Source organism: Dongia sp. (genome assembly GCF_041906375.1).
Classification (GTDB): Bacteria; Pseudomonadota; Alphaproteobacteria; order Dongiales; family Dongiaceae; genus Dongia.
The window spans coordinates 1,015,681-1,033,849 of the sequence record NZ_JAYRJJ010000001.1 but is presented as its reverse complement, the minus strand read 5'-3'; the positions used below and the strand labels follow the sequence as shown (position 1 = coordinate 1,033,849).

General features: G+C 61.7%; 23 protein-coding genes. 9 read left to right on the top strand and 14 right to left on the bottom strand.

Going from position 1 to position 18,169, the window contains the following annotated elements; genetic code table 11:
• Positions 1 to 9: 9 nt before the first annotated feature.
• Genes ACE3OA_RS04765 through flgB form a run of 5 tightly spaced genes read right to left on the bottom strand, consistent with a single transcriptional unit; the run spans position 10 to position 2,267 of the window.
• Positions 10 to 771: a flagellar biosynthetic protein FliR gene (locus ACE3OA_RS04765; RefSeq protein WP_374308445.1), complete on the bottom strand. Its 762-nt coding sequence runs from the start codon at positions 769 to 771 to the stop codon at positions 10 to 12.
• A gap of 7 nt (positions 772 to 778) precedes the next feature.
• On the bottom strand, positions 779 to 1,039 hold the full coding sequence (fliQ, locus tag ACE3OA_RS04760; RefSeq protein ID WP_374308443.1) for a flagellar biosynthesis protein FliQ: 261 nt from the start codon (positions 1,037 to 1,039) through the stop codon (positions 779 to 781).
• Positions 1,040 to 1,077: 38 nt separating this feature from the next.
• On the bottom strand, positions 1,078 to 1,389 hold the full coding sequence (gene fliE / locus ACE3OA_RS04755) for a flagellar hook-basal body complex protein FliE (RefSeq protein WP_374308441.1): 312 nt from the start codon (positions 1,387 to 1,389) through the stop codon (positions 1,078 to 1,080).
• 18 nt (positions 1,390 to 1,407) lie between these two features.
• On the bottom strand, positions 1,408 to 1,815 hold the full coding sequence (gene flgC / locus ACE3OA_RS04750; RefSeq protein WP_374308439.1) for a flagellar basal body rod protein FlgC: 408 nt from the start codon (positions 1,813 to 1,815) through the stop codon (positions 1,408 to 1,410).
• Positions 1,816 to 1,859: 44 nt separating this feature from the next.
• On the bottom strand, positions 1,860 to 2,267 hold the full coding sequence (flgB, locus tag ACE3OA_RS04745; RefSeq protein WP_374308437.1) for a flagellar basal body rod protein FlgB: 408 nt from the start codon (positions 2,265 to 2,267) through the stop codon (positions 1,860 to 1,862).
• 291 nt (positions 2,268 to 2,558) lie between these two features.
• Here flgB and ACE3OA_RS04740 point away from each other — a divergent pair, with 291 nt between their 5' ends.
• From ACE3OA_RS04740 to fliP, 4 genes are read left to right on the top strand one after another with little or no spacing between them, the layout of a single operon-like run.
• Positions 2,559 to 2,930 carry an EscU/YscU/HrcU family type III secretion system export apparatus switch protein gene (locus tag ACE3OA_RS04740; RefSeq protein WP_374308435.1) on the top strand — a complete coding sequence of 124 codons (372 nt, stop codon included), beginning with the start codon at positions 2,559 to 2,561 and terminating at the stop codon, positions 2,928 to 2,930.
• Entirely contained in the window at positions 2,927 to 3,304 is a 378-nt protein-coding gene (locus ACE3OA_RS04735) for a hypothetical protein (RefSeq protein ID WP_374308433.1), read from the top strand. The genes ACE3OA_RS04740 and ACE3OA_RS04735 overlap by 4 nt, the downstream gene beginning before the upstream one ends.
• A 45-nt stretch (positions 3,305 to 3,349) precedes the next feature.
• Positions 3,350 to 3,745 carry a flagellar biosynthetic protein FliO gene (locus ACE3OA_RS04730; protein WP_374308431.1) on the top strand — a complete coding sequence of 132 codons (396 nt, stop codon included), beginning with the start codon at positions 3,350 to 3,352 and terminating at the stop codon, positions 3,743 to 3,745.
• Positions 3,742 to 4,518, top strand: coding sequence for a flagellar type III secretion system pore protein FliP (gene fliP / locus ACE3OA_RS04725; protein ID WP_374308429.1), 777 nt, complete (start codon positions 3,742 to 3,744; stop codon positions 4,516 to 4,518). Before ACE3OA_RS04730 ends, fliP begins: the two co-directional genes overlap by 4 nt.
• 19 nt (positions 4,519 to 4,537) lie before the next feature.
• Here fliP and ACE3OA_RS04720 read toward each other — a convergent pair whose 3' ends face one another.
• The 7 genes from ACE3OA_RS04720 to ACE3OA_RS04690 all read right to left on the bottom strand — a co-directional run bounded on the left by ACE3OA_RS04720 (position 4,538) and on the right by ACE3OA_RS04690 (position 12,502).
• Positions 4,538 to 8,191 carry a hypothetical protein gene (locus tag ACE3OA_RS04720; protein ID WP_374308427.1) on the bottom strand — a complete coding sequence of 1,218 codons (3,654 nt, stop codon included), beginning with the start codon at positions 8,189 to 8,191 and terminating at the stop codon, positions 4,538 to 4,540.
• A 149-nt stretch (positions 8,192 to 8,340) separates the two neighbouring features.
• Positions 8,341 to 8,946: a protein phosphatase CheZ gene (locus ACE3OA_RS04715; RefSeq protein ID WP_374308425.1), complete on the bottom strand. Its 606-nt coding sequence runs from the start codon at positions 8,944 to 8,946 to the stop codon at positions 8,341 to 8,343.
• 109 nt (positions 8,947 to 9,055) lie between these two features.
• Positions 9,056 to 9,442 (bottom strand): response regulator, encoded by a 387-nt coding sequence (locus ACE3OA_RS04710; protein WP_374308423.1) that lies wholly within the window; start codon positions 9,440 to 9,442, stop codon positions 9,056 to 9,058.
• A gap of 122 nt (positions 9,443 to 9,564) precedes the next feature.
• Positions 9,565 to 10,326, bottom strand: a complete 762-nt coding sequence (locus tag ACE3OA_RS04705) for a MotE family protein (RefSeq protein WP_374308421.1) — start codon at positions 10,324 to 10,326, stop codon at positions 9,565 to 9,567.
• Between the two features lie 9 nt (positions 10,327 to 10,335).
• Positions 10,336 to 10,812 carry a DUF6468 domain-containing protein gene (locus ACE3OA_RS04700; protein WP_374308419.1) on the bottom strand — a complete coding sequence of 159 codons (477 nt, stop codon included), beginning with the start codon at positions 10,810 to 10,812 and terminating at the stop codon, positions 10,336 to 10,338.
• A gap of 24 nt (positions 10,813 to 10,836) precedes the next feature.
• Complete coding sequence (gene fliM / locus ACE3OA_RS04695) at positions 10,837 to 11,913, bottom strand: flagellar motor switch protein FliM (RefSeq protein WP_374308417.1); 1,077 nt, start codon at positions 11,911 to 11,913, stop codon at positions 10,837 to 10,839.
• A gap of 52 nt (positions 11,914 to 11,965) precedes the next feature.
• Positions 11,966 to 12,502, bottom strand: coding sequence for a flagellar basal body-associated FliL family protein (locus ACE3OA_RS04690; RefSeq protein WP_374308415.1), 537 nt, complete (start codon positions 12,500 to 12,502; stop codon positions 11,966 to 11,968).
• A gap of 339 nt (positions 12,503 to 12,841) precedes the next feature.
• Between ACE3OA_RS04690 and flgF the strand changes: the two genes are divergently transcribed.
• The 5 genes from flgF (at position 12,842) to ACE3OA_RS04665 (ending at position 16,936) form a co-directional block, all read left to right on the top strand.
• Positions 12,842 to 13,585 (top strand): flagellar basal-body rod protein FlgF, encoded by a 744-nt coding sequence (gene flgF / locus ACE3OA_RS04685; protein ID WP_374308413.1) that lies wholly within the window; start codon positions 12,842 to 12,844, stop codon positions 13,583 to 13,585.
• A gap of 40 nt (positions 13,586 to 13,625) precedes the next feature.
• The gene (flgG, locus tag ACE3OA_RS04680) at positions 13,626 to 14,411 is read left to right on the top strand and encodes a flagellar basal-body rod protein FlgG (RefSeq protein ID WP_374308411.1); all 786 of its coding nucleotides are present in this window, start codon (positions 13,626 to 13,628) and stop codon (positions 14,409 to 14,411) included.
• A gap of 11 nt (positions 14,412 to 14,422) precedes the next feature.
• A complete protein-coding gene (gene flgA, locus ACE3OA_RS04675) occupies positions 14,423 to 15,445 on the top strand; it encodes a flagellar basal body P-ring formation chaperone FlgA (RefSeq protein ID WP_374308409.1) in 1,023 nt (340 codons plus the stop codon).
• 11 nt (positions 15,446 to 15,456) lie between these two features.
• On the top strand, positions 15,457 to 16,230 hold the full coding sequence (gene flgH / locus ACE3OA_RS04670) for a flagellar basal body L-ring protein FlgH (protein WP_374308407.1): 774 nt from the start codon (positions 15,457 to 15,459) through the stop codon (positions 16,228 to 16,230).
• A 142-nt stretch (positions 16,231 to 16,372) separates the two neighbouring features.
• Positions 16,373 to 16,936, top strand: coding sequence for a nucleotidyltransferase family protein (locus tag ACE3OA_RS04665; protein WP_374308405.1), 564 nt, complete (start codon positions 16,373 to 16,375; stop codon positions 16,934 to 16,936).
• Positions 16,937 to 16,964: 28 nt separating this feature from the next.
• Here ACE3OA_RS04665 and dksA read toward each other — a convergent pair whose 3' ends face one another.
• Both dksA and ACE3OA_RS04655 read right to left on the bottom strand, forming a co-directional pair.
• Positions 16,965 to 17,381, bottom strand: coding sequence for an RNA polymerase-binding protein DksA (dksA, locus tag ACE3OA_RS04660; protein ID WP_374308403.1), 417 nt, complete (start codon positions 17,379 to 17,381; stop codon positions 16,965 to 16,967).
• Between the two features lie 166 nt (positions 17,382 to 17,547).
• Entirely contained in the window at positions 17,548 to 17,979 is a 432-nt protein-coding gene (locus ACE3OA_RS04655) for a flagellar assembly protein FliX (protein ID WP_374308401.1), read from the bottom strand.
• Positions 17,980 to 18,169: the final 190 nt, after the last annotated feature.

Here is an 18,169-nt window from a genome sequence, read left to right as displayed (position 1 = left end):
AGCACCAACCTATTCCGCAAAGCCAAGCAGGTGGTTGCGATAGACCTCGAGGAACCAGATCATGGCCGCAGAAATGGTCACGGCCATCAGCCCGAATCCGACCAGCAACTGCAGCGGCATGACGACGAAGAAAACCTGCAGGGTCGGCATCAGTCGCGCTAGCAGGCCCATGCCGACGACCAGGACGACACCGTAGACGAGAAAGGGTGCCGACATCTGCAGGGCGAGCAGGAAGGAATCAGCCACTGCGCGGGCGATCGTGTTTGCCATGTCCTGCAATTGCGGCATCTCGCCAGGGTGAAAGATGCCATACGTACCGACCAGGGCCCGCAGGCTCATATGGTCGAGGTCGGTGGCAAAGATAAGAACGATGGCGACAGCCACCAGGAAGTTGCCGGTGACAGCTCCTTGTTGGGCCGTTGTCGGATCGCTCGAGAGGGCATTCGCGATGCCGATCTGCAGCGCGATCATCATGCCGGCGGACAGGGTCGCCATCAGAATGAGGCGGCAGATGAGGCCAAAGAAAATGCCAATCGAGATTTCAGCCAGGATAAGCAAGCCCATGGCCGCCGGTTGCGGCGGCAATGAAGGGATCATGTCCTTGACCAACGGCATCAGCACGAAGGAGAGCAGCAGGGCAAAGGACAGGCGAGACCTTGTCGCCACATAAACCTCGCCGAATCCGGGAATCAGCGAGATGGCGGCGCCGATACGGGCAAAGATCAACAGGAATTGGAAGATCGAGCCGGTAAGGAAGGCTTCAATCGACATGGCGGCCCTAACCGCTCGCCCGCGACATGATCTGTTCCGTGAAATCAGTCAGCGCATGCAGCATGAAGGGCGCCAACAGCAGAAGCGAGACGAAGACGATGACGACCTTCGGCACGAAAGTGAGGGTAGCCTCCTGGATCTGGGTCAGGGCCTGGAACAGAGAAATCAGCAGGCCGACCACAAGCGAGATCAGCATGATCGGCGCGCCGACCTTCAGCGTGACGATCACGGCGTCGCGGGCGATCTCAAGTAGGGCTGCCTCATCCATGGGTGAATTCTATCATGAATCCGGCCGATCCAGCAGGATCAGATCGGCATCCGCATGATTTCCTGATAGGCGGCGATCACGCGGTCGCGGACCGCCGTCACCGCCTGCAAGGTCACTTCGGCCGCTGATACGGCGGTCACGACCTCGGTCACATTGGCCTGCCCGGCGGCAGCCAGCATGGTCTGCTTTTCGTCGCCCTTGCCGGTCTGAATGGCGTCGTTCTTGATATTCTGCAGCAGCTCGCTGAAGCTCGGCCCCGCATTGTCGCGGGCTTCGATCCCGCTGCTGCCCAGCGCCTTGTTGGCAGCGTTGTAGGCATTAACGGCATTGCTGATGATCGGATCGGCCATGGCGATGTCCCTTCAGGCTCAGCGCAGCACGTCGATGGTGCGCGACAGCATGTTGCGCGACGCTTCGATCACCTTGAGGTTCGCTTCATAGGAGCGCTGCGCCTCGCGCATGTCGGTCATTTCGACCAGCGCGTTCACATTGGGCAAACTGACATAGCCGTCCTTGTCCGCCGCCGGGTTGCCCGGCTCGTATTTCTTGCGGAAATCGCTGGGGTCGGTTCCAACCTTGGCAACCTTGACCAAATCGGCGCCCATCTGGCGGTCGAACTGTTGCTTGAAGGTGACGACCTTGCGGCGATAGGGATCGGCCCCAGCTGTTTCGCCGACGGAGTCAACGTTGGCGAGGTTTTCAGCGATGACGCGCAACCGCTCGCCCTGCACGCGCATGCCGGAGGCGGAGATGAACATAGAGTCAAAGAGTTCCATTTTACGCTCCTAGCGCGGTGGCAAACTCGCCGCCGCGTGCAAGATCAGCCACCGCCACGACCGATAGCGGTTTTGAACAGATCGATATGCTTGCGGTAGAGATTGACCACCATGTTGTAGTTCATCTGGGTGTCGGAGACCTTCATCATCTGCTCTTCGATCACCACCGAATTCCCGACCGGTGCCGTTTCGTAGGTTTTCTTGGCCTTTTTAGCGTCAAACTCACCGACCGGCGCCACCGTGCCGGTGAGATGCTTCTTGTTGGTCCGCGCCGGTGCCACCGGTTCGAGCTTGCGCATCTCGGCCTCGAAATCGATCGGCTTCAGGTCCTGCGGCTGATAGCTGGGCGTATCGGCATTGGCGATATTCTGCGAAAGCACACGAGTACGCTGCCCGAGCCAGCTCATGCGCTCGGTCAACCGCTCGAACAACGGGATGTTGGTAAAGTCCATCCGCTCCGCTCCCGGTTGCTGCAGGCCGGTCGGCCGTTTCTGGCTCCGGATACAGCATATCTGCGCCACTTTCGGCCCTAGGCCTTAAGATCCCGTTAAATTACCTAAAATGCTATGAAAAAGCTCGGCAAATTGACCGCATCTCATGCACCCGGGTGTGCGCATATCGGAACGCATTGATTCAGCATCATATTGCGGCATCGTTAAGACCTCGTTAAGTACCGCCACGCATAGTATAAGGGCTTAGGGTATGTCCCGACGGGCCGAGAATCGGTCCTTATGGAGCAGGAAATGGGTGCCAGCGACGAGGACGAGGTCGGCCCCCGCCGCCCCCGATGGCAGAAGCCAAAGGAGCGCGTGCCCATCGCCGTGGCCCTCGACCACAAGCCGAAAATTGGGTCGGCCGGGCAGCAATCGGGCCAAACGTCGTCAGGGGGCCGGGCGCCCAGGGTGGTTGCCACCGGTCGCGGCAGCGTGGCCGAGCAGATTCTCGAGATTGCCTTCGCCCAGGGTGTTCCGGTCCGCGAGGACCCCGATCTGGTGGAACTGCTCGCCGCAGTCGAACTAGATGCCGAAATTCCGGTCGATGCCATCGCCGCCGTGGCCGAGATCCTGAGCTATATCTACCGCGCCAATGGCCGCGCCCAGGATGAGACTCCATGACAGCCGCATCCCTGCCCCCGGACCATGAGGACCTCGCCTCGGCCATTGCCGAATTGGCGGCGATGATCAACGAAACGAAAATTGCCGCCGAAGCCGGCCAATTGGTCGAACTCGACCTCCTTGCCATGCGCATTGCCGTGCTGTGCGACGCCGTCGGATCGCTGCAATTGGACAAGGCACGCCTGCTCCGCTCCGCCCTCGAAACGCTGATGACTGAGCTGGACCATCTGGATTTCGCGCTCAGGCGGCGCAATGTGGACCTCTCCCTCGACCTTCAGCAGGCCGATCGACGCCTGCGCGCCCAGCTTGCCTATGGCACGGCGCCCGGGAAGGAACCGAGCAAGGGGCCCGGCACCCCCGGCGGACGGAAATAGCTCCGTGCCGATGATCACCTGAAGCAGCTCTCCGCGGAATCAGCCATGGCGTACGATTCATATTTAAGGTTCATTCTGGCGCTTCTGCTGGTTCTGGGGCTGATCGCCATCCTTGCCTGGGCGTTGCGGCGCTTTGGCTTTGGCGGTGCTCTGCGCGCCGACAGTCGCCGTCGTGTGCAGGTGCTGGAAACGACAGCGCTGGGGCCACGCCATCGCCTGATCCTCATCCGTCGCGACCAGGTCGAACACCTCCTTCTGCTGGGGCCACAGGGGGATGTCGTGGTCGAACGGGGAATAGCACGCACTGGCTTTGAGCAGGAAATGGCGCGCAACAATCCGTCGAAGCTCACAGCGGCACGGGAGATGGCCCGGCACGATCCGCCGCCATTGCGCCAACCGGCAGATTTCGAACCCACGGCCAAGGACGAGTCCTCTACATGATCCGCCACCTCACCATGTCGATCCGGCGGATGCTTTCCGGGCGCACCCTCCTCGCGCTGCTGCCGCTCTTGCTGTTGAGCGCTGCCCCCGCCATGGCGCAAAGCCTCAATCTCGATCTTGGCGACGGACCTGACGGCGGCACGACCGGACGCATCATCCAACTCGTGGCACTGATGACGGTGCTGTCGCTGGCACCGGGTATTCTCGTGATGGTGACGAGTTTTACCCGTGTGATCATCGTTCTTTCTCTGCTGCGTTCGGCGTTGGGCGCCCAGCAGACGCCCCCGAACATGGTGCTGACCAGTCTTGCGCTCTTCCTCACCGCCTTCATCATGGCGCCGACTTTCGAGAAAGCCTATAGCGACGGCATCGCGCCGCTGATCGCCGAGAAGATTACCGAGGAGCAAGCCTTCACCCTCACGGTGGCTCCGTTTCGTACTTTCATGCTATCGCAGGTGCGCGAAAAGGATCTGACGCTGTTCATGGACATGGCGCAGGTCGACGAAGTGGCGACACCGGAAGAGACGCCGCTCAAGGTTCTGGTGCCGGCCTTCATGATCTCGGAACTGCGTCGCGCCTTTGAAATCGGCTTTCTTGTCTTCCTGCCCTTCCTCATCATCGACATGGTTGTCGCCTCGGTTCTGATGTCGATGGGCATGATGATGCTGCCGCCGGTGATGATCGCCTTGCCGTTCAAGCTGATCTTCTTTGTGATGGTCGACGGCTGGTATCTGGTGGCCGGCAGCCTGGTGCGCAGCTTCGGCACCGGCTGACATTGAAACCGACAGACATTTAAGGCGCCGGCGCACTTTCGGCCGGCGGCGCGGCATCGGGCGCCGTCTCCGGCGCGCTCAGGCTCTCTTTTTTCAGCCTGTCGCGATAGTCATCGACGAAAGCACCGAGCTGATCGACGCTCTTCATCGCCGCCGTGATGCTGTCGGCGAGGCTGCTGCTCGGCGACGTCAACGTTTCGAAGGCTGTCGCATAGGGTCCCTTCGCCATTTGCTTGCCTTGCGCCTTGGCCAGCATACGCAGGCCTGGCCGGTCATTGGCCAGCGACAGGGCAACCGCCTGATTGAGGATGAGCGGCGCCAGCACCTTATTGAACTGCTCGTCCCGTTTAGCCGCGGTCGCCCCATCGTCACCGACCTCGGCAAGGGCCGCAGCCGGATCGGCGCTGAGATCAGGCGGCGGTCGCAGGGATGGGTCTTCGTCCTGCAGTCGCTTGGTCTCGGCAGCGACGAGGTTCTCCAGCGCCGTCGCCGCAGCCGGCCATTCGCGCATGCGCCAGCTGAGGTCCGCCTTCAGCCACAACCCGTCCAGGCTGTTATCGTCGCGCACCAGCGACATGCCCTTCAGGGTATCGCCGGTCTCGAACAGGGCGCGGCCCTGCAGGCGGCGGCGTTGTGCCACGAGCTCAGGCGGCATGTCCGGCACTTCGCTGGACTTTATCGCCTCGAGGGCGAGGTCGGGCTTGCCGTCGAGCAGGCGCACCGCGGCGAGGCGCGTGCCCGCCTTCGCCTTGTTCAGCCCCGTCAGGCGCTTATTGACCTGGTTTTCCAGCAACCGGGCGGCCCCGTCGAGCAGATCGACCTTGACCAGGCGGTCGGCCAGCATGGTGACCATCGTATCGCCATCGGCGCCGCTGGGGGTCAGTTCGCGGAACTCGTCATAGAGAGCGACAGCCGTCAGCGGCGGCAGCCTGTCTGCCTTGTCACCGATATAAAGGTCGCGGAAGGCCTGGGTCATGGCCTCGGTCGCATCCTTGGCCTTTGGATTCTTTGGAAAATTGGTCGCCGCCTGACGCAGGGTCACGAGGCCTTTGCGCGGCTGGTCGGATTCGACATAGAGCCGCCCAAGTCGATCGAGCAGGTCGAATTCAAAATCCGTCCCGCGCCAGACGAACCGCAGGGCCTCCAATTGCACCGCAGCCTGCTTCTTGTCGATCTTGCCCTCGGCCAGCTGCAACTCGGTGAGGTCGAATTGCGAGCGCGCGCGCACCTCATCGATCGGGCTGTCGGCAAGGCCGGACCAGATCTTGATCGCCTCTTCCTTGTTGTCTCCGCTGGCCTGCTGCAGGCCGTTGAGATAATCCAAATAGGCCTTGTCCTCGGCACTCGGCATATCGAGCCGGATCGAATCCAGGAAGGATTGCGCCGTGAGGGCGTTGCCGCCGCGAATGAGCCCTTCCGCCGCCGCGCGCCGGATCAGCATGCGTGCCGTTTTCGGATAGTCATCGATCGATGGAATTGGCGCACCGAAAACGGCTGCGGCCTTTTCCCAGTCATGTTGGCGCGCTGCCAGGTAGCCGCGGAACAGGGCTGCTTCCGGGACATTTTCAAGTTCAGCACGCTCGAGATCAGCAAGCGCGTCTTCCTCGCGATCCATCAGCGCCTGGGCCGCACCGCGCAAGGCAAGCACGTCCTTGTCGCCGTCGGCGGCAGCCTTGTCCAGCAGCGCCATGTCATCAACCGTTTCGGGATAGCGGCCATGGGCGAAATGGAATTGGGCCAGAGCCAGCCGTGCCTGGGGCTTGTCACGGCTCGGCGCATCGTCGATGGCCGCGCGCAAGGCGGCCTCATCCTCGGCAAAGGCAGCCTCGCCGCCCCGACGCCAGCGCGGCAGATCAAAAATGCCGACCGCCACAACAGGGGCGCTTCCAGCTTTCCCAGACGGCGCCGATGCCGGTGCTTCGGGTGGTGCGGCTTCGGGCGCAGCGGCGACGGTTGCCGGTGCTGCACCGTTTTCAAGCGGCGGTGGTTCTGTCTCAGCGATCGGCTGCGGGACGGCAGGGCTCGGTGGCGAACCCGGCTGCCCATCGGTCGTGACGACGACGCCGTTGGGCAGGGCCTCCACCCGGGTGCGGTCGCTGATGGGAACGACGACGACGCCCTGGAAACTAGGCAGAACGCGGAAATCCGGCCAGGCGGCACCATCCGCAACGCCGGTACCGGCAGCGACCAAGGGTATGACCGAAATAGTATCGCCGGCGTCGGGATCGGTCAGGGTGACGACGGGACCGGGCCGTGTCGCCTGCAGCAAAAGTGAAGCGCCGCCATTGGCGAGCGATTCGCGACGCTGGTCGATCACCTTACCGGGTCGCAGGTTGCGCCCCGGCCCCAGGCTCACCAGCCAGCTGCGGCCGTCGCCGCTGATACTGGCGCCGGCATCGGCCCCGCCGAGCTTATCGAGCGCCGGCAGGCGGAGTGCGGTGGCGTATGGCGTCTCGACGCGCGCAAGACCGGTCAGGGCCGGCGCCAGCTTGACGAGGCCGCCGATGTCGACCGGCCCCGGCCGATCGAACACCAGCCAAAGTGCGTCACCACGCTTGAACACGGCAAGCCCGGTAGCCTTGGGAAAACCGAATTCAAGCACAGCCCCGCCGTCGGCGGGTGCCGCCGACGCCACGATTTCGACCGGCGCCGGCGGCTGGGCCGACGCCGTCACAGCCGGTTCCTTGCGCACGACGACCGGCGGCGCGATCTCAACAGCCGGCAGCGGTGCCGCCTGCGGCTCCTCGACGCCAACCGGCGGCTCCGATTGCAGTGCCGGGGCGAAAGAGGTTTCGGCGGGAGCCGGGGGGACTGCCGGGATGGGGGCCGGGATAGGGGCCGGCGTCGGCGCCGGCGCCTTTTCCGGAACTGCGACAGGTGCTGCCCCCACCGGCGCTGCAGCCACCGGCAACGGTGCAGTGGCGGGCGCGGCTACCTTGCCGTCCACCAGATCGAAGACGATCGTGTCGCCGTTGCGGAATGCATTGATCCCGACATTGGGCAAGAGCTGAAGTTCCAGCGCCAATCCGCCCGCCGCGGTCGATTTGGCCGTCACACCGCGCAGGCGTGGCGGCAACTTGGTTGCCGTATCGAGGCGGCCGGGCTTGGCGAAGGTGACGATTGCCTTGTCGCCCTCCTGCCGCACCGAGAAATCGACCCCCGGCCAGTCGATGGCAAGGCGCGAATAGCCGCTATGTTCGCCGCTGCGCAGTTTCAGCTTGGGGCCGGAGTCTGGCGCTGTCGCGACCACCGCCTCTGGTTGGGCCGCTGGCGCGGCCGGTGCCGCTTCCGCCACATTCGCTTTGTTCGGCAAGACCGCCTCGCCAGGCTGGGCGAGGTCGAGCTGCAGCCGCCCGCCCGTCTGGTTCAGCCGATAGGTAACCGGCTTCTTGAGGGCGAGGGTCAGTGTCGTGGCATCGGCGCTCAATGCGGCACTGCGGATATAGGCTTTGAGATCGGCACGAAGGGCCGCCGGATCGATCGTGACCGGGCGCGAAAAGCGCAGCGTCATCGCCTGCTCGGTCAGGGTGACGTCGACTTTGGGGGCATCGGCTTTGGGCCAGGTCAGCGTGAGGCGGCCATAGTCATCGAACAGCTTGCCGCGAACGCCCACCACCTCCTGCGCCAGGACGGCACCTGCCGGCAAGGCAAGGGCCAAGGCCAGGAGAGACACGGCCGCAAAGCGCCGCCCGCTCCGCAAAATGGCCGACTCAGGAGAGGTTTTGATCATCCTTGCAAGATAATCGGGATCGGGAGCATCCGCCACCGCTCCCAAATCGACGCGTCAGCAATCCGAGAATGCCCTGAACGGCTCGCGCCGGCTCAGTCGAAGCTTGCCAGCAGGGCGTCGATCTCAGCCTGTTTGGATGCATCGTCGGGCAATTGCGGGCCATTGAGAAGATCGGCGTCGGTCGGCGCCTTCTTTTCTTCCTGCGGCGCCTCATCGCTCTCGGGATGGGCCTTTTTGTATTTCGAGATTTCGTCGCCGAAGGCCACGACCAGCGCCTCGACCTTCTCCTCGATATGCTTAAGCGTGTTCACCACCTTGGTGATGCGCTGGCCGGTAATATCCTGGAAATTGCAGGCCTCGTAGACCTGCGTCACCGCATCGCTGACCTTTTCCCCGAATTCGGGCGGCAGCTCGCCGGCAATGGCTTCCAGGCTTTCCATGGCGCCGAGGATGGAGTTGGTCGCCTCTTCCGTGGCGCCGACGATGGCATCGAGTTCGTCGGTTGCCTTCGGCAGATGCCGCGCGGTGATTTCATCCGGCCGCAGCGCCGCGATTTCGGATTTGGCCGTGGTGATGTATTTGGCCAGCGAATCAAGCTCGGCGAAGAGCTTCAGATTGTCGTCGGAAAGATCGCCTTCCATGGTCGCCAGCAGGCTGGTGACGACTTCGGCGATTTCCTCGCGGCTCACTGTCTGCATGCGGCCCTTGAGTGCGCTTAGGCGATGCACAAGCTCTGGTGGAACTGTTGCAGTCATAACGGCCCCCATAACTCTGGCTCCCTTCTCTGGCTATCCCGGTTGGGTCGGCTCAGAAGTTGCCGAGAACGGAAACCAGCTTGGTCTTGAGCGTGGCGGCGTTGAACGGCTTCACGATGTAGTTGTTCACACCGGCTTCCTTCGCTGCGATCACGTTCTCGGTTTTGCTTTCCGCCGTGATCATGATGAAGGGAAGATTCTTCAACCGGGAATCGGCCCGCACTTCGCGCAGCAATTGGATGCCGGTCATCGGCTCCATATTCCAGTCGGAGATGACCATGCCGTAATCCTTGTCGCGCAGCTTCTGCAGCGCCATGGATCCGTCCGTCGCCTCATCGACATTATTGAAACCAAGTTGCTTCAACAGGTTACGGATGATGCGGAGCATCGTCTTGTAATCATCGACGATGAGCACTTGCATATTGAGATCGACCGCCATCAGTTCCCTCTCACGACAACTCGGTTCGTTAAATGGAGCATTTCCTGCCCCGTACTGTCTTGAATTTGCAGCAAATAGGTTAAACCGGGGTTAAACCTGATAAAACTAATTTGCCAATGAAATCAAGGGGCGAAAGGCATGGCTTTCTGTTGCGCCAGCTCAAATGTGAGTTCCTTGACCTTGGTCGGCGAAACCAGGGCGAGAATCGGCGCCGCCCGGCTGGTCTTCATCCGGCTGACCAGATCGACCAGCAAATCCATGTCCATTTCCTCGAAGACCTGGGCGGCTTCCTTGGGCTTCATCTTTTCATAGGTCGCCACCAGCATCTGCAGGCGCGACTCCTCCTCGTCGGAGCGCTTCTTGAGCAGGTCTTCGACAGTCGATTGCAGCGCCTTGAGCTCTGCCATCTTCTGTTCCATGCGCTGCTCTGCCGCGACGACCATCGCCTCGCGCTCGTCGAGCTGGCGGGATTTGAGCTCCAGCTCTTCGCGGCGCTTGGCCAGTTGCTGCAGTACTTCGACTTCTTCGTCCGTGTATTCGAGCGGATCTTTGGGCGGTGTGGCGGCACTCGCCGCTGCCTCGCCTTCCGCCGGTGCAATTCCGTCGGAGGTTGCTGCCGGCGCCTCTCCACCCGCGGGTACTGTGGGGGCCGCATTGGCTGCCGGCGCCGCCGCACTTGTTCCAGCCGGCTGAGCCGGTGCGGCATTTCCGGCCGGCGCTGATTGCGCTTGCGTCTCGGAGCCGACGCCGACCGAAATATGCTGGTACACGTCGCCCACCCGAATGGTGAGCACCAGCGTCATCACGCCCGCCAAGACGGGCAGCAGGCGAACGCGCGGCGTTGCGGCCTTGCTGGTTGGGGTTTCTGCCTGGTTGAGCGGCATCAATCGGTCCTAGCGGATGCGGCCCAGGGCCGACAAAAGAGCTTGCGTCTGCGGATCCTGAGCGGCCGCCTTCTGCGTCTCGGCTCGCGTCGCAGGGTCGGGAGATGGCCGCGCAGCAGAAGCGGCCGCGGCACTCCCCTGCCGCGAGGAGCTGAGTTGCGATTCCAACTTGTCGGCTGCCTGTTCGGCCCGCGCAATCAGCATCTTGAGGTCATCGCTGCTGCGCTGCAATTCGCCGACGACACTTTGCCCCCGTTCGATCCGCTCGCCGAGTTCGCGGCCGACACCGTCGGCGCCCATGCGCAGATCGGCCAGGGACCGGTCGGCCTGCGTGGTCGCGGTCGTGAAGTCCTGGATGAGCTTCTGAAAACTGTCACGATCCTTCTGCAACTCTCCCAGGCGCCGCAAGAGGCGGAGGACATAGAACAGCGTGACCGCCAGGAGGGCGACCAGGATGAAGTCTGTGATGAGGCCGAGCGACATCATATGCGTTTGTGCCTGCCGCCTTGGTTATTTGATCAGGCGGTCCTGAAGCTTCACGGCGATATGCTGCCCCTTTCGGCCCATCTGGCCGTTGAACAGGCGCACGTCGCCACAACGCAGCTCGATCATCGAATCGGGAGTAACTTCAAGGTCCAGTCGACTGCCCGGCTTCCAATTCAGCACTTCGTTGAGCGGCACGGACACTTCGTCGAGCACGGCGTTGATATTCACTTCCGTTTGCCACAATTCCCCGGAAAGATGGGTTTCCCAGATGGAATCGCGGCCGAACTTTTCGCCCATGAACATCTGCAACAGCAACTCGCGCACAGGTTCCAGAGTCGCATAGGGCAGCATCAGTTCCAGGCGACCGCCACGATCTTCCATGTCGACGCGCAGCCGCGCCAGAATGGCTGCATTGGCCGGTCGCGCGATCGCTGCAAAGCGCGGATTGGTCTCCAGCCGCTCGAAGCGGAACGTTACCGGGGACAGCGGATCGAATGTGGCGGTAAGGTCGTTCAACACGACATTGACCAGGCGCTCGACCAGATTGCGCTCGATGGTCGTGTAGGGGCGCCCTTCGATGCGCATCGCGGCGGTGCCGCGCCGACCGCCCAAGAGCACATCGACGATCGAATAAGTGAGCGAGGAATCGACCATCAGCAGGCCGTAATTGTCCCATTCCTCGGCCTTGAACACACCGAGCATGGCCGGCAGCGGGATCGAATTCAGATAGTCGCCGAAGCGGATGGCGGTGATGTTGTCGAGACTGACTTCGACGTTGTCGGAGGTGAAATTGCGCAGGCTGGTGGACAGCATGCGCACCAGCCGGTCGAAGACGATTTCCAGCATTGGCAGGCGCTCGTAGGAGACGAGCGCGCTGTTAAGCATCGCCTGGATGCCGGAGGTCTTCTCTTCGCCACCTTCACCCTTGGCGATTCCGAGCAGGCTGTCGATTTCATCCTGGTCGAGGACACGGTTCGACATCGGACCGGAAGCAGGCGCCGTCCCGTCGCCGCCATCGCCGTCGTCATCGGCCATGTCGCCCCAGGCCGCAGCAGCAGCCTTTTCCTCTTCGGACAGTTCCTCTTCAGGATCGTCGATCATGCTCTACCTCGATCGGGGCATTCTTGCACAAACCGTGCCTGTCCGGCCCATCTTATTGCTGAACCAGCATTTCCTTAAAGAGAATATCTTTCACCTTGGCCGGTTTGGCCGCTTCTTTGACCCGAACCAGCAGTTCTTCGCGCAGGCGCTGCAGGCCGGCAGCTCCCTGGACATCCTCCGGCCGGAGGCTGCGCAGGTAGGTGACGATCTCGTTCTCGATTCGCGGCTGCACTTCCTCAACGATCTTCTGTTCCTCGGGCGAGCCCACTTCCAGCACCATGGTGGTGACCATGAAGGGCTGCTTCTTGCCGGTCATGATCAAATTGGCCTGCATCTTAGGTAACTCAACGAAGGCCGGTGCATGTCCGTCTTCTTCGGCAGCCGCTTCCTCTTCAGGGGCAGCCTCACCTTCGGCGCCATGCGCCTCTTCCTTCTTGGGCTCTTCCTTGAACAGCAGGAAATAGGCCGCGGCCCCGCCGCCGCCCAACAGCAGCAGCGGCAGCACGATGAACAGCACCAGCTTCTTGCCGCTCATCTTCTTCTTGGATTGCGTTGCGCCTTCTGCGCCGTCGTCAGCCTTTTCAGCCATCTTCCTCAACGTCCCAATTTGCCCCCGGGCACCGGTGGTGAACCGGTACCCGTCCCGGGCGGGTTGTGCTGGCCGCAGCGCGTACCGGCAAAAAAACGCAGCCCGGCAATGAGGTTAAACTAGTTGGGGATGGTTAACATCCCGTGAACCGGCGGGGCGATGTGCACCGCAATTTATGCCGGGCGGGACGGTTTTTTGCCCTCGGCAGTTTCTGCTCGCGGATCGCCGGGATCTAACTAATATATTGATATATTTACTTTTTATATCTGGCATGAAGTCTGCATATCTTCAGGCACCAGCCGCAGAGCTGGGTGAAACCGACCCTTTGAGGGCACCGTCATGGAAACACCGACTTATATCGTGCTGTCGCGACAGCTCGGTTTGTCACGACAGATGGACGTGGTGGCCAACAATCTGGCCAACACCAACACGCCCGGCTTCAAGGCCGAGGGAATGGTCTTTAGCGAGTATCTGATCAAGGCCGAAAAGCCGGTCAAGCTCTCCTATGTTCAGGATCTGGCCAGCTATCGCGACCTGCGTGAAGGCGGCTTGCAGCCTACCGGCAACGATCTGGATGTCGCCATCCAGGGCAAAGGCTATTTCGTCGTTCAGACGCCAGACGGCCCCCGCTACACGCGCAATGGCCGGTTCCAGCTCAATGCCGCCGGCGAAGTAGTCAACAATGAAGGTTTCCGGGTCATGGCCGGTGGTGCCCCGCTCATCATCAATACCGATGACGGGCCGATCAATATCGCGGGCGACGGGACGGTTTCAGCCGACCGCACCCAGGGCGGCAATACGCCCACCATCTACGGCAAGCTCGATGTGGTCGACTTCGCAAATGAAGCGGCGCTGAAGCCGGTGAGCGGCACGGTCTTCGCAAGCGATGAAGTGCCGGTGCAGCTGACAGCCGACAAGTTCAAGGTCCAGCAAGGCATGATCGAAGGATCGAACGTTGAATCGATCCGCGAAATGACCAGCATGATCTGGGTGCAGCGCAACTACCAGGCTGCCCAGAAATTCCTGGAAGGCGAGCATGAGCGCATGCGTCGTGCCGTCAACTACATCATACCCAGTGCTTAAAGCAGATAGCCGGGCTTAAAGCCGGGCGGGAGATAGAGCCATGAAATCCTTGACCACTGCCGCGACGGGTATGTTCGCCCAACAGCTGAGCATCGACGTGATCGCGAACAACATCGCCAACGTGACCACGACGGGCTTCAAGCGCAGCCGTTCCGAATTCGCCGACCTCCTCTACCAGGATTACCGCCGCGTCGGCACGCAATCCTCCGACACAGCGACCATCGTGCCGGCCGGCGTCCAGATCGGCGTCGGCGTCAAGGCGGTTGCAGTTTATCGCATCAACGAACAGGGCTCGCTGGTACCAACCGACAACCCGCTGGATGTCGCGATCAAGGGCCGCGGCTACCTCCAGGTAACTCTGCCCGACGGGACCACGGCCTATACGCGCGACGGCACGCTCCAGCTGTCGAATGACGGCACCCTCGTGACCGCTGACGGATTCCAGATCGTCCCCAACATCACCGTGCCGAACAACGCGACGGACATTACCATCAATGGCAACGGTCAGGTCGAAGTAACCATCCCGGGCCAGGTGACGCCGACATTGCTCGGCCAGATTCAGCTGGCGACCTTCATCAATGATGCCGGCCTTCAGCAGAGTGGCGACAACTTGCTGCTCGAGACCGAAGCCTCGGGCGGCCCCACCACGGGCAATCCCGGTGCGGTCGGATTCGGCCTGTTGCAACAGAAGTTCCTGGAGCAGTCGAACGTCGACATGGTCAGCGAGATGACACATCTCATCAGCGCCCAGCGCGCCTATGAGATCAATTCGAAGGTCATCCAGGCGTCCGACGACATGATGTCGACCGTCACCAACATCCGCTAAGGAGGCGTGCCGTGACCTACCGTCATTTGCATGCAATGGCGTTTCTATTGGCCCTTGGGTCCGGCAGCGCCCTGCCCTATACCGACGCTCGCGCGGAGATGCTGGCCAGCGCCGATGCCGTCGAGGTGGATTCCGGCGAGGCCGGTACCGGCCTTTCCTTGCGGACCAACGTCATGGTTGATGACGATGTGGTGCGCCTGGGTGATCTCTTCATGGAATCGCTGTCGGTTGGCGACACGCCGATTGCCCAGGCACCGGCACCTGGCCAGACGATCGCCTTCGATGCCCGCTTCTTGCGGCAATTGGCCTATGCCTATCATCTGGACTGGCAACCGGATTCCAAATTCGAGAAAGTGCTGGTCGGCCGCATGAGCCAACGGGTCGGCGCAGCTCAGGTACTGGCATCCTTGGGCGAAGCCATTCATGCGCGCTCGGGCAACGATGCCCGGATGGATCTTGTCCTCGATGGCGGCGACGTGGAATTCGTCCTGCCGACCGATATCGCGGCAACAGTGGGCGTGCAGAATCTGCAATACGATCCGACCACCCAGCGCTTTGCAGCAATGCTGGTGATTCCCGCAGAAGGTCCGACCGTGCAGCAGCGCCGCGTGTCCGGTTCCATCTATGAGACGATCGATATTCCGGTCTTCGCCCGCGCCATGGGTGCGGGCATGACCGTGCAGGAAGCTGATCTGCAGTGGATCTCGGTGCGCACTGATCGGCTTATCGGCAATGTCATCACCGATTCCCGCCAGCTTGTCGGCATGACCACGAAGCGACCGCTGCGGACGGGACAAATGTTGCGCGCCAGCGACCTGGTGATGACGCCGGCTATCCGCAAGAACAGTCTGGTTACCCTGGCACTCAAGACCGGCACGATGAATCTCACTGTCACGGGCAAGGCGCTTGAAGATGCGGCTATCGGTCAATCGATCCGCGTCGTGAACGTCAACAGCAAGAAAGAACTGACCGGCATCGTTCAGGATCCGAGCACCATCGTGATCCCCGTCGCCGGCCAGCTCACCTTGAACTGAAGGAGGCCGACATGGCTCGCTCCAAACATTACCGCCGTCGCGCCATTTCGTTGGCCGTCGCCTCGCTCCTCAGCGCCGGTATGCTCAGCGCCTGCGGCAATATGATCGACCGGGTGGCCGAGATCGGCAAGGAACCATCCATGGATCCGATCCAGAATCCGCAGAATGACCCGAACTATCAGCCGGTCAGTCTGCCCATGCCGTCGCCCACGGCCGATGTACGCCAGCCGAACTCGCTCTGGCGCCAGGGCAGCCGCGCCTTCTTCAAGGACCAGCGCGCCGGTAAGGTCGGCGATATCCTGACTGTGGTCATCGAAATCGACGATCAGGCCAAGCTCGACAATAAGACCGATCAGGCGCGTGACGGCAGCAACAGCGCCGGTCTCGATAACCTGCTCGGTTACGAAACGATGCTGGCTGACATTTTCCCCGACGGCATCGACGCCGGCAATCTGGTGAATTCGGACAGTGCCTCAAGCACGACGGGTTCCGGGACGGTTGACCGTTCGGAAGCCATCAAGTTGCGCGTGGCTGCAGTGATCACCCAGGTGCTGCCCAACGGCAATATGGTGCTGCAGGGCACGCAGCAGGTGCGCGTGAATTACGAGCTGCGCGCGCTTACCGTCGGCGGTGTTATCCGGCCTGAGGACATCTCCAACGTCAATGAGATCAATTACGACAAGATCGCCGAGGCGCGCATCGCCTATGGCGGCAAGGGCACCTTGTCGGATGTGCAGCAACCCCGCTACGGCCAGCAGGTCTACGACATCTTCTTCCCCTTCTGATCTTTCCCTTGATGTCGATTGCCACGTCGGTTGCGGGCTCGGCCCGCAACCTGACACAGAGTTCATGACGGCGACTTTCCCTTCCATCCACCCGGATGGAAGGGATCTTTTTTTTCGCCCCCGGTTTGCCTAATGTCGGCGCATGACCGATCTCGTCAATGCCGCTCTCGCCAATCCGATCAACCGCGCCATTCTCACGCGCCTGCCCATGCTTGGTGCACCTGATGCCTGGCTGGTGGCCGGCAGCATCTATCAATCCTATTGGAATGCACTGAGTGGCCGCGCGCCGACCGAGGGCATCAAGGACTACGACATTTTCTACTACGACCCCCGCGACCTCTCCTATGAGGCCGAGGATCTCGTCGTGCAACGCGCGCGCCTGGTCTTCGCCGATCTCGATGCGCTCATCGATCTCAAGAACCAGGCCAGGGTTCATCTTTGGTACAAGGAACGATTCGGCGGCGACTACCCGCCCGTCGCCTCGGCGCGGGAGGCCATCGGCCGGTTCCAGGTCCGCTGCACATGCGTCGGATTGCAGCCGCGGGCCGATGGAACCCTCGATCTGCACGCGCCTTATGGTCTGGAAGAACTCAGCCGCGGCGAATTGAAGGCAAACCGGCACTGCCCGGATCAGAGCGGGGTCAATGCCAAGGCGGAAAGCTATCGGCAGAGATGGCCTTGGCTGACAATCGCCTCAGCCGATTAAAACCACCCCGATTGATCGACCCAATCGATCAATCGTCGCGATGCGTGCGCTCCATGCGCTCATGGCGCTCCTGCGCCTCGAGCGACAGGGTGGCGATTGGACGGGCTTCCAGGCGCTTCAGGGAAATCGGCTCGCCGGTCTCCTCGCAATAGCCATAGGAACCGTCTTCGATACGCCCCAAGGCCTCGTCAATCTTCTGGATCAGCTTGCGCTCACGATCCCGGGTGCGCAGTTCCAGCGAGCGATCGGTCTCGAGCGAAGCACGGTCGGCCAGGTCCGGTTCGGACAGGCTCTCTTCCTGCAGATGGCTCAGCGTTTCGCCGGATTCGCGCAGCAGCTCGCTCTTCCAGGCCAGTAGCTTCTGCCGGAAGTATTCGACCTGTACCGGATTCATGAAGGTTTCTTTGTCGGAGGGCCGATAATCGGGCGACAGCAATGGCTTCATGCGTGGTCTCGACTTGTCGTTGCCACTTCGCCCCCAAGAGGTATGAATCGGGAGCGAATTTGGCGCGGAGTATAGGCAAAAGGCCGCTCCCCGCAAGTGCGATTTATCGCCCCAGCGACCCGTCAAATTATTGAAATATTTGAATTCTTGCCAAACGGCCTATCCGTCAGCGGCTGAGCTTGGCCAGTTCCACCGCGGCGCGCAGTTCAATCTCGTCGAGAATCGCGGTGAGCTTGGGATCGTCAATCTGCTCGCGCTTGGCGCGCACCATCTGCGCCAGCTGCTCCAGCCGGTCCTTGGGGATCGCCCCGACCAGCAGCCCGGCCCGGATCTCCTCAAGGAAGTCGAGCATCTTAAACCCGCGGTCGCGGGCGCGCTGCCGGGCACGGCCCTTGGCGGCGTCCGGCGTTTCCTGCACGGCCAACACGACCGAGAGCGAGTTGACGCTGAGCGCCATGGAGACATGCTGACCTTGCCCGCCTTGGCTTTCACCGAGCGCCTTGGCAAATTCACCGCCGCCGGCAGCCGCAGCCGATCCGCCAACACGACGATTGGCAGCGACCGGCTTGGACGATACTGGGTCGATTTTTATGGCCACGCACTCACCTGGATCGGAGACCGATTCATCTGCATATAGTACCATGCGCAGCTAATAAAAGATTAAAAGAATTAACGACTTGGCACCGGCTTTCCGATTGGCCCCAGGGCAAATTCTGCCGCCCTTCGGACGCCTGCCACCGAACAAAGGTCAGCCTTTTCCGTGCGGCCAGTGCCCCACCCAAGAAAAT

Coding starts and splice junctions, on each gene's coding strand:
- flgG (WP_374308411.1), top strand. CDS start 13,626: ATGAAATCCTTGACCACTGCCGCGACGGGTATGTTCGCCCAACAGCTG.
- ACE3OA_RS04730 (WP_374308431.1), top strand. CDS start 3,350: ATGGCGTACGATTCATATTTAAGGTTCATTCTGGCGCTTCTGCTGGTT.
- ACE3OA_RS04735 (WP_374308433.1), top strand. CDS start 2,927: ATGACAGCCGCATCCCTGCCCCCGGACCATGAGGACCTCGCCTCGGCC.
- fliP (WP_374308429.1), top strand. CDS start 3,742: ATGATCCGCCACCTCACCATGTCGATCCGGCGGATGCTTTCCGGGCGC.
- ACE3OA_RS04705 (WP_374308421.1), bottom strand. CDS start 10,326: ATGCCGCTCAACCAGGCAGAAACCCCAACCAGCAAGGCCGCAACGCCG.
- ACE3OA_RS04740 (WP_374308435.1), top strand. CDS start 2,559: ATGGGTGCCAGCGACGAGGACGAGGTCGGCCCCCGCCGCCCCCGATGG.
- ACE3OA_RS04665 (WP_374308405.1), top strand. CDS start 16,373: ATGACCGATCTCGTCAATGCCGCTCTCGCCAATCCGATCAACCGCGCC.
- flgH (WP_374308407.1), top strand. CDS start 15,457: ATGGCTCGCTCCAAACATTACCGCCGTCGCGCCATTTCGTTGGCCGTC.
- fliM (WP_374308417.1), bottom strand. CDS start 11,913: ATGATCGACGATCCTGAAGAGGAACTGTCCGAAGAGGAAAAGGCTGCT.
- flgB (WP_374308437.1), bottom strand. CDS start 2,267: ATGGACTTTACCAACATCCCGTTGTTCGAGCGGTTGACCGAGCGCATG.
- flgC (WP_374308439.1), bottom strand. CDS start 1,815: ATGGAACTCTTTGACTCTATGTTCATCTCCGCCTCCGGCATGCGCGTG.
- fliQ (WP_374308443.1), bottom strand. CDS start 1,039: ATGGATGAGGCAGCCCTACTTGAGATCGCCCGCGACGCCGTGATCGTC.
- flgF (WP_374308413.1), top strand. CDS start 12,842: ATGGAAACACCGACTTATATCGTGCTGTCGCGACAGCTCGGTTTGTCA.
- dksA (WP_374308403.1), bottom strand. CDS start 17,381: ATGAAGCCATTGCTGTCGCCCGATTATCGGCCCTCCGACAAAGAAACC.
- ACE3OA_RS04765 (WP_374308445.1), bottom strand. CDS start 771: ATGTCGATTGAAGCCTTCCTTACCGGCTCGATCTTCCAATTCCTGTTG.
- ACE3OA_RS04715 (WP_374308425.1), bottom strand. CDS start 8,946: ATGCAGACAGTGAGCCGCGAGGAAATCGCCGAAGTCGTCACCAGCCTG.
- ACE3OA_RS04710 (WP_374308423.1), bottom strand. CDS start 9,442: ATGGCGGTCGATCTCAATATGCAAGTGCTCATCGTCGATGATTACAAG.
- fliE (WP_374308441.1), bottom strand. CDS start 1,389: ATGGCCGATCCGATCATCAGCAATGCCGTTAATGCCTACAACGCTGCC.
- ACE3OA_RS04690 (WP_374308415.1), bottom strand. CDS start 12,502: ATGGCTGAAAAGGCTGACGACGGCGCAGAAGGCGCAACGCAATCCAAG.
- ACE3OA_RS04700 (WP_374308419.1), bottom strand. CDS start 10,812: ATGATGTCGCTCGGCCTCATCACAGACTTCATCCTGGTCGCCCTCCTG.